This is a genomic window from Anabaena sp. CA = ATCC 33047, assembly GCF_963870205.1.
Lineage (GTDB): Bacteria > Cyanobacteriota > Cyanobacteriia > Cyanobacteriales > Nostocaceae > Trichormus.
This window is the reverse complement of the sequence record NZ_CAWMSA010000071.1, coordinates 70,810-82,995: the sequence shown is the minus strand read 5'-3', so window position 1 is coordinate 82,995 and position 12,186 is coordinate 70,810. Positions and strand designations below refer to the sequence as shown.

The following is a 12,186-nucleotide window of genomic DNA, read 5'->3' as shown; positions in this document are numbered from 1 at the left end:
CAGAACTGCTCCCATACGTTCGCGCTTTGGCGTTGTTGTAAGGTTGCGGTCATGTTTTTATGATGACGTTTGATGATTTATGAATGTTGTAGGTGTTTCCACCTCTTGTTACATATATTAAACAAAAATATTTCGATTTGTAAAGAGTTCTGAGAAAAAATTTTTTACCTTACCCTGTAGAAAGCTCTGATACTGAGTTGTCATCGAGGTTTGAGCCTACAGAGGTCATCATTTTTGTGTAACGCTCATCGTTTACAATTCTTTAGCGAATCACATTAGTAGGGTGCGTCAGATGTCAAAAACTTTGGATTTTTACCAAAATATCGCCTCTGACGCACCCTACAACTACAACTTTTTTTGTATGACGCGCATCGTTTACAATTCTTAAGAGTATTCAATCTTTATGTCAGTGGCAAAGTCTTCTGTCGTTACTTACAGCCCTGCTTATACCATTGTTCCGACTTACGAGTGCTTTAATCTCTGTACCTATTGCAATTTTCGCACCAACCCAGGTAAAAGTCCCTGGCTGAGTTTATCAGACGCAGAGGATATCTTAAAACGACTGCAAAATCAGCCAGTCTGTGAGATTCTCATCCTTAGTGGAGAAGTTCATCCCCAGTCACCTCAACGTACAAAATGGTTTGAGAGGATTTATGATTTGTGTGAGTTAGCATTGACGATGGGTTTTTTACCACATACTAATGTTGGGCCTTTGAGTTTTGCAGAGATGCAAAAACTGAAGAATGTCAATGTCTCAATGGGTTTGATGCTGGAACAGTTAACCCCAGCCTTATTAAATACAGTCCATCGTCACGCACCGAGTAAGTTACCAGAACTGAGGCTGCAACAATTAGCTTATGCGGGAAAGTTACAGATTCCTTTTACCACTGGCTTATTGTTGGGAATTGGGGAAACCTCTGATGATTGGTGGGAAACCTTAGCCGCCATAGCCGAAATTCATCAACGTTATCATCACATTCAAGAGGTGATTTTGCAACCTCACAGCCCAGGAAATCAGCAAACCTTTGACGCGCCAGCTTTTGACGCGCATCAATTACCAGAAGTGATTGCCAAAGCACGGCAGATTTTACCATCAGATATTACAATTCAAATTCCGCCGAATTTAGTCAAGGACGAACAATGGTTATTAGCTTGTTTAGATGCTGGTGCGAGAGATTTAGGCGGAATTGTCCCGAAAGATGAAGTTAATCCTGATTATCCACATCTTGAGGAACAAGAATTAAGAGAGATTTTACAACCTCCGGGGTGGGAGTTAGTACCGCGTTTACCTGTGTATCCGCAGTTTGATGCTTGGTTGACGGGGGAGTTGCAAACGACGGTGAGGCGGTGGCGAAATATTATAACACAAAATTCTAGGTTGGGTTGACCAAAGGAAACCCAACACCAATTTAAGAGTTGGGTTGCGCTGCGCTTAACCCAACCTACATCTATATAATAGTAGTCCTATATAATATTTGGTATTGTCAATCACATAGCTATATTTTTTATTTATGGTTAATAGTCCTGACTTACTCAGTCAACTCTATAACGCTTTTAACCCCTTTGAACCTTTACCCGCAGGTGATCCAAAATATGTAGATTGTCATGATGTGCGGGGAGATGCGGATATTCTCCAAGAGTTGGGAAATCGGATGCGACTGGCTAATACTAATACTTGTCAATTGTATTCTGGTCATCGGGGGGCTGGTAAATCTACAGAACTACTCAGGTTAAAACAATATTTAGAAAATCGTCAATTTTATGTTGTTTATTTTGCGGCTGATGAAGAAGATATTGACTCAGAAGATGCCCAATATACAGATATTCTCCTCGCCTGTACCCGTCGTTTGCTCAAAGATTTGAAAGAAATTGCTAGCCCTCGCCCTATACTTGACTGGTTAAAAAGCCGTTGGGATGATGTGAAAGATTTGGTGCAGACTCCCATCGAGTTTGAGAGTTTGGCGGTAGAAGCCCAACTGAGTCAATTTGCCAAGCTGACGGCAAATTTAAGGGCTGTTCCTGAATTACGCCAGAAGATTCGCCAAAAAATTAATCCTTACACTGTCACTTTAATTCAGGTTTTGAATGAGTTTCTCAGGGATGCTAAACAACACTTACCTAACGGTTACACTAAACTGGCGGTAATTGTCGATAATTTAGACCGGATGGTGTTAGTTAAAGATGGAGAACGCACTAATTACGAAGAAGTCTTTTTAGACCGCAGCGAACAACTTCAAGCTTTAGATTGCCATTTGATTTACACTCTCCCTCTTTCTATGTTGTATTCTAGCAGAGCAACGGATATCAGGGATATCTACGGTGAATGTCTGACTTTACCGATGATTATGGTGAAAACTATTCAAGGTGACATTTACCAGCCTGGAATCAAGAAAGTTAAGGATGTGATTAAAAAGCGAGTCCGGGAAATTGCACCTGAATTATCATTAGATCAAGAGATTTTTGACAGTCCCCAAACTTTAGAACGACTCTGTTTAATGAGTGGAGGTCATGTGAGGAATTTGCTATTGTTAACTCAAGATGCTATCGGACGCATTGAAGAGTTACCAATTACAGAATATGCTGTACGACGAGCAATTACTCAAGCTAGAGATACCTACCGTCGCGCTGTGGAAAATTCTCAATGGTGTTTGTTAGCCGAGGTTTCCTGTAGTAAACGCATTATTAATGATGATGAGTATAGAAAGTTGATGTATAACCGATGCCTGTTAGAATACCGCTATCTGGATGATGAAGGAGAGATGCAGCGTTGGTATGATATTCATCCATTAATTCAAGGAGTTGCAGAATTTAAAGAAGCAGTGGCGAAACTGACATGAACTCAGATTTTAATGACTGGGATGATGATTTACCGCCTGAACCAGAAGCAGCCTATCAAGACTTAGTTCGCGCACTGAAACGCAAATCTGGATTTGGCTTGTTTTTTGTGCAGTGTACTCCTGTGGAAGCAGATAATTTAATTGTTAAACTTCCACAGGATATTCCCCAGAAGCATATAGAAGTTTTGCGCTTGGTTGAGTCGATTGATAATTTATATCAGCGAGTGGATGAGTTTGTTAAAAACAAGCAAATAGATATTTTATTAATTAAAGGTCTGGAATATTCTTTATATAAATATGAGAAAAGAACTTTTGGTGAAATCACTGAAGGACAATTTAGCAATTTAACCAGTGTGCCACATATTTTAAATCATTTAAACCAACAGCGAGAACGGTTTAGAGATGATTTTCCATTTTGCTTTGTTTTTCTGTTGCGTTCATTTTCGATTAACTATCTGATCCACCGCGCCCCAGATTTCTTTGATTGGCGTTCTGGAGTATTTGAATTACCAACTACACCAGAATTAGTTTTACTGGAATCAAGTCTTTTGATATTGTCAGGAGACTATGAGGAATATTTGAAACTTAGCCAAGAAGAAAAAATTGAAAAAGTTTTGGAAATTCAAGACTTGTTGGCAGAACAACATCAGACAGAAGATACAAAGGTAAGTTTACTATTTGAACTGGGTAATTTGCTGTATGCAGCAAAAGAACCCGAAGCTGCGATCGCATCCTACGACCAAGCTGTGAAATTTAAACCAGATTATCACAAAGCTTGGAACAATCGGGGGATTGCGCTAAGAAATTTAGGACGCTATGAAGAGGCGATCGCATCCTACGACCAAGCTGTGAAATTTAAACCAGATGATCACGAAGCTTGGAACAATCGGGGGAATGCGCTATATAATTTAGGACGCAATGAAGAGGCGATCGCATCCTACGACCAAGCTGTGAAATTTAAACCAGATTTACACGAAGCTTGGTACAATCGGGGGACTGCGCTAGTTAATTTAGGACGCAATGAAGAGGCGATCGCATCCTACGACCAAGCTGTGAAATTTAAACCTGATTATCACGAAGCTTGGTACAATCGGGGGACTGCGCTAGTTAATTTAGGACGCTATGAAGAGGCGATCGCATCCTACGACCAAGCTGTGAAATTTAAACCAGATTTACACGAAGCTTGGTACAATCGGGGGATTGCGCTAGATGATTTAGGACGCAATGAAGAGGCGATCGCATCCTACGACCAAGCTGTGAAATTTAAACCTGATTATCACGAAGCTTGGTACAATCGGGGGACTGCGCTATATTATTTAGGACGCTATGAAGAGGCGATCGCATCCTACGACCAAGCTGTGAAAATTAAACCAGATTATCACCAAGCTTGGTACAATCGGGGGAATGCGCTATATTATTTAGGACGCTATGAAGAGGCGATCGCATCCTACGACCAAGCTGTGAAAATTAAACCAGATTATCACCAAGCTTGGTACAATCGGGGGAATGCGCTAAGAAATTTAGGACGCTATGAAGAAGCGATCGCATCCTACGACCAAGCTGTGAAAATTAAACCAGATGATCACGAAGCTTGGAACAATCGGGGGATTGCGCTATTTAATTTAGGACGCAATGAAGAGGCGATCGCATCCTACGACCAAGCTGTGAAAATTAAACCAGATGATCACGAAGCTTGGTACAATCGGGGGAATGCGCTAGTTAATTTAGGACGCAATGAAGAGGCGATCGCATCCTACGACCAAGCTGTGAAAATTAAACCAGATGATCACGAAGCTTGGTACAATCGGGGGAATGCGCTAGTTAATTTAGGACGCAATGAAGAGGCGATCGCATCCTACGACCAAGCTGTGAAATTTAAACCAGATGATCACCAAGCTTGGAACAATCGGGGGAATGCGCTATATAATTTAGGACGCTATGAAGAGGCGATCGCATCCTACGACCAAGCTGTGAAAATTAAACCTGATGATCACGAAGCTTGGTACAATCGGGGGATTGCGCTATACAATTTAGGACGCTATGAAGAGGCGATCGCATCCTACGACCAAGCTGTGAAATTTAAACCTGATTTACACGAAGCTTGGTACTATCGGGGAAGTGCATTAATAAAATTAGGTCGATGGATAGAAGGAAATAAAAGTATTAGCAATGCTATTGATATCAATCCCGAATTCGTGGATACTCTGTTGGACATACAGAAGAAACAAATTATTGATAATTTGCTACAAAAACTGCGGCGTATTTTTACAATTTTCTTAAGAATCCTTCTCTTGAGGTTCTGATTTAGCAAATTTACGATAATTATATATTTTGATATTATGTTAGTAATACCAATTCTCTATGAAGTTGCACCAAATGAATGATGTAGAGACGTTGCATGCAACGTCTCTACAGTTGAAAATAAGTTATATCTTGCGCCATTCTCTTTCAGCGTTAGGCGATGCACAGCCAATAACGTTAAACTCAGGTCTTAGCAACTCTCAAGCAATGACCACCCTACACAAATTGTCTCAACTCCATTCACCCACGTTACCCCCAAAAGATTGAGTTTGCACCTTGAACACTGTTGTAAAATAGACAATAGAAGGATTCGGAGGGCCAGGTAACTGGTCATAAACGCCTATAGAAACTATTTTCGGTAATCTTCAGGGTTTGAAATCCAGTCAGCTGAAGCAACTACAGCGACTGTACCACCAGCGCATCCCAGGCGATCGCATCACTACGCCTGAGTTCTCCCAGCGTCTGGCAGCCATCAGCACGGAAATTAATCTACCTGTGTGTGCCTACCTCAACCGTCGCGGACAAGTGATTCGTGTTGGCGTAGGCACTCCGCGTCAAACCCAAATCCCACCAATGGAATTACCCCGTTATGGTGCGGAACGTCTCAGTGGTATTCGTTGTATCGCTACCCATCTCAAGGCAGAACCGCCTAATGAAGCGGCTCTCACGGCAATGGCTATGCAGCGTTTAGATGCTTTAGTGGTAATCAATATTACCGGGACGGGCTTTACACGGCGCGGTGGTGGGGCGACAGGCTACGTTAAAGAAGCTTATGTAGCCCACCTAGTCCCCCAAGATGCTCGTGCTTTGATTCCTAGTGGCGCGTTTTCTGGCTCTAAAGTCCTATCTGGCAGTTGGAGTATATCACCACCTTTAGATTTAGATGACCTAGCACAGCAGGATTTCATCGACTTGGTGGAAGGGCTAGAAGAAGAGTTCCGTCGGGAATTCGTCGCCCAAGAAGTAGATGCGGATCATGACCGGGTGTTAATTGTGGGTGTGATGACTGATGATATGTCACTCCAGCAATTTCAGGACACCTTGGCGGAATTAGCGCGGTTAGTGGATACGGCCGGTGGTGATGTATTACAAACAATACAACAAAAGCGATCGCGCATTCACCCGCAAACCGTCATTGGTGAAGGTAAAGTCCAAGAAGTCGCCCTCACAGCCCAAACCTTGGGGTGTAATCTCGTCGTCTTTGACCGCGACCTCTCACCCGCCCAAGTCCGCAACTTAGAAGCGCAAATTGGCATCCGGGTAGTTGACCGCACCGAAGTTATATTAGATATCTTTGCTCAACGCGCTCAATCTGGTGCTGGTAAATTGCAGGTAGAATTGGCACAGCTAGAATATATGCTGCCCAGACTCACCGGTAGAGGTCAAGCAATGTCTCGACTAGGGGGTGGTATCGGGACTCGTGGCCCTGGTGAAACTAAATTAGAAACCGAACGCCGCGCCATTCAGCGACGCATTTCTCGCTTGCAACAAGAAGTTAACCAACTACAAGCCCACCGTTCACGCTTACGCCAACGGCGACAACATCAGGAAGTTCCCTCTGTGGCTTTAGTTGGTTATACCAACGCCGGCAAATCTACTTTATTGAATGCCCTCACCAACGCGGAAGTTTACACAGCCGACCAGTTATTTGCTACCCTTGACCCGACTACACGCCGTTTAGTCATACCTGGGGCTGAGAATGGAGAAACCCAAGAAATTCTGATTACAGATACGGTAGGGTTTATCCATGAACTACCAGCATCACTAATGGATGCTTTCCGCGCTACTTTAGAAGAAGTCACAGAAGCGGATGCTTTACTACACTTAGTAGATTTATCTCATCCTGCTTGGTTGAGTCATATTCGCTCAGTGCGAGAGATTCTCGCGCAAATGCCAGTAACTCCCGGCCCCGCACTTGTGGCTTTTAACAAAATTGATCAAGTAGATAGCCAGACTCTAGCTTTAGCTCAAGAAGAGTTTCCTTTAGCGGTGTTTATTTCAGCTAGTCAGCGTTTAGGACTGGAAACCCTGCGTCTGCGTCTGAGTCAACTGATTCAATATGCTGTTGACTCTCATTGACACTCCCTGAAATTCTATTTCAGGGATTCTTGCTACCCTGCGGGACGCTGACGCGTTGGCGTAGCCTACACTGTATTGCTTGCAATCAGTGTAGGAGTATGTCACTAACACCTGTCTGCAAACTGCATAGACAGATTTAGACAGGTGTTATCGCTGTTTTTTGGCCTCAATTTATTTTGTTATGGCAGTGAAACCATTTAAAGTCTGCTCCACCCATTGAATCACTTGATTAGCCAGGCGAGTACCATCTAGTTTGTCGATTTCCCTGATTCCTGTAGGGCTTGTGACGTTAACTTCTGTGAGGTAGCCACCAATCACATCAATACCCACAAAAATTAAGCCGTCTTGACGTAGTTTTTCAGCTAATTCGGTGCAGATTTCATGTTCTCTTGGGGTAATCACAGTTTGCGCGACTGTACCACCAGCAGCCATATTATTGCGAAAATCGCTCCCACTCGAAAGCCGATTGAGCGCGCCAATTGGTTCACCATCCAGGAGGATAATTCGCTTGTCTCCCTCTTTAGCCTCTGGTAAATAAGTTTGTACCATGACTGGTAATCGACCTTGATGGGTACTGAGTTCAACGATAGAGTTGAAGTTGCGATCGCCTGAAGGTAAAAATAAAACCCCTTCCCCAGCCTTATTACCCAAAGGTTTGAGAACTGCCGCGCCCTTAGCTTCCACAAATTCACGAATGAACTGCTTATCAGCACTCACAATAGTTTCTGGAATAGCCTTGGTAAACTGGAGGGCATACATTTTTTCATTTGCTCCTCGGATACCACGAGGATTGTTGATGAGCAGCGTTTTGTTTTGGTCAATGTAATCCAGAATGTACGTAGCATATAGGTAAGCATCGTTAACAGGTGGATCTGTCCGCATAAATACAGCATCCATCGTTTCTAAGGACATAAAAGAACGCTGGCTTAATTTATACCAGGGGTTAGCTGCTATCCAGCGTCCTTCTACCAACTGTATTGGGACTAATTCCACCTGCTGCAAAATAGCCCAAGCTTTGCTGTTTACCACACTCAGCCAAGTTGCCTGAGTTACCCAAACTTCATGTCCTAAAATTTGCGCTGCTTCCATCAAAGCAACACTGGTATCATGGCATGGGTCAAGCTGATGGATGGGATCAATAATAAAAGCCAGTTTCACACTTTTTGCCTCAATCGCCAGAACATTCTCAGGATAGTCAATTTAGATTATCCCTTGATGATCTGACTGATTCACCATCTTTGCTACTGGAAAACAGCCCATGCTAATGATTGGGTAATCTCAGGAATTATCCAGCTAGTAACTCATCTAGCTTGCCTTGAGCTTCTAAAGCGTGAATATCATCACAACCACCGACATGGCGATCGTTGATGAAAATTTGTGGTACGGAACGTCTGCCATTTGCTCTTTCAGACATTTTAGCCCGTGCTTGCTCATCTCCATCAATGCTATATTCAACAAATTCCACGCCCTTCTGATTGAGCAAATTTTTAGCTCGAATGCAAAAAGGGCAAGTTCTCCAAGTGTAAATTTCTACTTTAGCAGCCATAAAGTCCTCAACTTGATCTGATAATTCATTTTAGAACTTTGCTACTGATAGTAGATGCTTAACTTAGTTGTGAACTACGGCATTGCTGGATGCCATGAGACTTGCGACGACGATTAATCAACATACCACCCATAACTAGACCAAGACCTATAGTAGCAGTTGGTTCTGGTACTTTGGCTTTCGCTGGTTCGGGAAGGTTGACATAAGTAGCCCTAAAGATTGAGGCATGGGACAGATCCTTACCCTGTTTACCACTCCCATCTAGGGCAACACCGATTGTATTGAAGGAACCTGTTAAACCTGTTTTAGCAAAATCAACGTCTTTGAACAGATAGGTACTATATGCACTACTTGTTTTCAGGCTAATCACAAATGTAGATAAACCCTCGCCAAGTGCTTGATTTAGACTCCAGTTACCAGAATTTTTGCCTGTTGCTTCAAAGCCAAAATTATCTGGACTATCAGTTTTTCCCACTAACTCCCAAGTGGCATCAACACCAAGATTAAACAGTCCGCTATTCAAATCATCAAGCAACGTACTGCTCGATCCCGTGTCATTACCACTAAAAGGCCCTTGACAAGCTGAAGCACTGACATTTCCCAGGAATACATCTGTAAGACTACAAGTTGCACTGGAAGCGGTGGTAGTGGTAGTGGTGTTGGTAGTTGAAGTCTGGTTGGAATTGCCATTGCCTTTACCATTGCCGTTACCATTCTTTGCTAAAGCCGAGGGGGCTAAAGCTAAACAGTAGATTCCGATAAACGATGTAATTGATATCCTCAGAAATAACTTAGAAAAATTTTTCGTCATTTTGATTTTCTTCCCCTGTCTTATTCTTGAATCACTGTACTGTTGTCATCTTTGTTCTACTATCTCAAGATTGTTCAATTATCTTATAAAAAAAAAGATTTTGTGTATAAAAATTACACAGGTTGTTTATATCTTTATCTATATCGGCTAACACTAAGGATTTTACAAATGGTGACAAATTTTTAATTTTTAAGTTGGTCTCAAACACTCAAGTATCGTATTTTTACTTAAATTAGAAAGTACATTATTACTTCTTTATCCTCTTATACTATCAATATGTTTTAGCATATTCACTGTATAAAATACTGAAAAGGTAGTTACTGGGATACTATAAGTTCTTAGTGGGAAATTTAATTAAAGTTAATATGAATTTTTTGAAAAAAAACACTAGAAAAACTACGGTGTTGTATTTACTTAACCAGAAATAAACTATATTTTAAGATTCAATTTCAATATGTATAAATATCTAGTTAATCTGGCATAAACAAATTTTAAATGAGTTTTATAGCAGTCGCAGCATAGGTTAGGACATAATAGAAAGAAATAACCCTAAAAAAATGCCAGCATCTTATGATACTACTTGATGTCCCGCATATTAAAATATGCGTTGGTACTACATCTCCTGGCTGTTCGCGGAGCGTTCCCGAAGGGTAGGACGTATGTGGGTTCCTGAGTCACCCACATACGGCTGTGTTTTGTGCCTATCGACTTGCTTGATAACTTGATGTTGTTTTTGAATGGTCTAGATATATTGGTGACAGCAACGTACAGTAACCGAGATAGTTGCAGCATTGCTGACCCTACCTCCGGTGCAACTGGAGAACTAGCAGATTTTATATAGCACTCAGCCTGACCTAAGATTAAACTTTTGAATAATCTCAAATCTTCAACCGCTTAATTCCGTGGCCGCCGATTTCTCAGAAAATCAGGGATATCCAGTCCAGCTTTTTCTTTTGGTTCTGGAATAGGAGCAGGTGCGGGTGGGTTAGCTGATGGTTGTTGTGGGGGCGTGCGTCTGGAAGGAGAAGGTACTACACGAGCGTTGGCTACATTCTGTTGAGGTGCGGCTTGTATTTCGCCTGTAAAACCAGTAGCAATCACGGTAATTCTGACTTCACCTTGTAGCCTGTCATCAATGACTGCACCAAAAATAATATTAGCGTTGGGATCAACTACTTCGTATATTGTTTCGGCGGCAGCATTGACTTCATGTAGAGTCAGGTCGCTACCACCTGTAATATTAAATACTACACCTCTAGCACCTTCAATAGAACATTCTAGCAATGGAGAGGAAATAGCGGCGATCGCGGCTTCTCTAGCTCTCGATTTGCCTGAACTCACACCAATTCCCATCAATGCCGAACCTGCATCTGCCATCACAGCCCGCACATCGGCAAAGTCTACGTTTACCAAGCCAGGAATCGTAATAATATCAGAAATGCCTTGCACCCCTTGACGCAACACATCATCCGCATAGCGAAAAGCTTCTTGCACTGGTGTTTGCTCAGGGATAACTTCCAGCAATTTATTGTTTGGGATGATAATCAGGGTATCAACTCTACTTTTAAGTCCCTCAATGCCTTGCTCGGCTTGACTCGTGCGACGACGACCTTCAAACACAAAAGGACGTGTTACTACACCTACAGTCAAAGCACCCATCTCTTTGGCGACTTCGGCAACAATTGGGGCCGCACCTGTACCTGTCCCGCCTCCCATGCCAGCAGTAATAAACACCAAATCAGCACCCTCCAGAGCAGTGGCAATTTCATCTCTGGATTCTTCTGCCGCCTTTTGACCAATAGCCGGATTGCCACCTGCGCCTAAACCTCGTGTTAGCTTCTGTCCAATTTGTAAGCGACTGGGAGCACCTGCCAACGTTAAAGCTTGAGCATCAGTGTTGATCGACCAAAACTCCACCCCTGAAACATCAGACTCAATCATTCGGTTAACGGCATTGCCACCACCACCGCCGACACCGATTACTTTGATATTAGCTACCCGTCCTGGTACAATCTCCCCAATCCGGCTAGTTTCCGTAGTAATCTTCTTACTGTCATGGTTTTGGGCAAAATTCAGCCCAGAGTGATTAAAGGGGTTAGTTGAGTTAACTGCTAGTGAAAAACCCGACTGCCCGAAAGATTGGGTATTTTTATAGGTAAGCTCTTGGTTATTATCAAGTGTCATTGGATTCAGAAAGGTAGATAAACGACTTTATTTAGATGCTACATGCCTAAGAGTCAACTATAGTTTGTCAATGCCAAAAACGATGGCACTGCTCTTGATTGTTTCACTACTTCCAACCTGAAGTGGATTGCAAGTGTGAAGTCTTGCTGTGGGATCAGCCAGCAATGCAGACCATTGCATAGCTAATTCTAGAGAAGTATACCTATATTTCACTAAAATTGAGCTGTATAACTGCAATAAGACATGAATATTGTCACTATATCGCCAATTTTCCCTAGTATATCTCTGACATAACCGATACATTCTTTCTAGTTTTGCTGATGATTGTAATTGGTCATTGATATTACTACTCACAACGTTGGTTTTCACCTCACTGCCTGATATTAATCATGTTTTTTGTGTTTTTAGATACATTTTCAGGAATGCAA

The 12,186-nt window shown here is 42.4% G+C and carries 10 protein-coding genes; 5 read left to right on the top strand and 5 right to left on the bottom strand.

Annotation, left to right across the window (positions count from 1 at the left end; translation table 11 throughout):
- Window positions 1-403: 403 nt before the first annotated feature.
- The 4 genes from cofG (at window position 404) to hflX (ending at window position 7,217) form a co-directional block, all read left to right on the top strand.
- Entirely contained in the window at window positions 404-1,387 is a 984-nt protein-coding gene (gene cofG, locus AACS98_RS21380; RefSeq protein WP_066383775.1) for a 7,8-didemethyl-8-hydroxy-5-deazariboflavin synthase subunit CofG, read from the top strand.
- Between the two features lie 124 nt (window positions 1,388-1,511).
- A complete protein-coding gene (locus tag AACS98_RS21375) occupies window positions 1,512-2,837 on the top strand; it encodes an AAA family ATPase (protein WP_066383772.1) in 1,326 nt (441 codons plus the stop codon).
- The gene (locus AACS98_RS21370; RefSeq protein ID WP_084386951.1) at window positions 2,834-5,140 is read left to right on the top strand and encodes a tetratricopeptide repeat protein; all 2,307 of its coding nucleotides are present in this window, start codon (window positions 2,834-2,836) and stop codon (window positions 5,138-5,140) included. The genes AACS98_RS21375 and AACS98_RS21370 overlap by 4 nt, the downstream gene beginning before the upstream one ends.
- 340 nt (window positions 5,141-5,480) lie before the next feature.
- On the top strand, window positions 5,481-7,217 hold the full coding sequence (hflX, locus tag AACS98_RS21365; RefSeq protein WP_198161176.1) for a GTPase HflX: 1,737 nt from the start codon (window positions 5,481-5,483) through the stop codon (window positions 7,215-7,217).
- A 171-nt stretch (window positions 7,218-7,388) separates the two neighbouring features.
- Here the strand turns inward: hflX and gshB are convergent, their stop codons facing one another.
- The 3 genes from gshB to AACS98_RS21350 form a co-directional block, all read right to left on the bottom strand.
- Window positions 7,389-8,375 carry a glutathione synthase gene (gene gshB, locus AACS98_RS21360; protein WP_066383769.1) on the bottom strand — a complete coding sequence of 329 codons (987 nt, stop codon included), beginning with the start codon at window positions 8,373-8,375 and terminating at the stop codon, window positions 7,389-7,391.
- A gap of 127 nt (window positions 8,376-8,502) precedes the next feature.
- On the bottom strand, window positions 8,503-8,763 hold the full coding sequence (grxC, locus tag AACS98_RS21355) for a glutaredoxin 3 (RefSeq protein ID WP_066383767.1): 261 nt from the start codon (window positions 8,761-8,763) through the stop codon (window positions 8,503-8,505).
- A 58-nt stretch (window positions 8,764-8,821) separates the two neighbouring features.
- Window positions 8,822-9,574 (bottom strand): PEP-CTERM sorting domain-containing protein, encoded by a 753-nt coding sequence (locus AACS98_RS21350; protein ID WP_084386950.1) that lies wholly within the window; start codon window positions 9,572-9,574, stop codon window positions 8,822-8,824.
- Between the two features lie 697 nt (window positions 9,575-10,271).
- Here AACS98_RS21350 and AACS98_RS21345 point away from each other — a divergent pair.
- Complete coding sequence (locus AACS98_RS21345; RefSeq protein ID WP_156481699.1) at window positions 10,272-10,415, top strand: hypothetical protein; 144 nt, start codon at window positions 10,272-10,274, stop codon at window positions 10,413-10,415.
- Window positions 10,416-10,468: 53 nt separating this feature from the next.
- Here AACS98_RS21345 and ftsZ read toward each other — a convergent pair whose 3' ends face one another.
- Both ftsZ and AACS98_RS23660 read right to left on the bottom strand, forming a co-directional pair.
- Window positions 10,469-11,758: a cell division protein FtsZ gene (gene ftsZ / locus AACS98_RS21340; RefSeq protein WP_066383758.1), complete on the bottom strand. Its 1,290-nt coding sequence runs from the start codon at window positions 11,756-11,758 to the stop codon at window positions 10,469-10,471.
- A gap of 57 nt (window positions 11,759-11,815) precedes the next feature.
- Complete coding sequence (locus AACS98_RS23660; RefSeq protein ID WP_157087543.1) at window positions 11,816-12,127, bottom strand: hypothetical protein; 312 nt, start codon at window positions 12,125-12,127, stop codon at window positions 11,816-11,818.
- Between the last annotated feature and the right edge of the window lie 59 nt (window positions 12,128-12,186).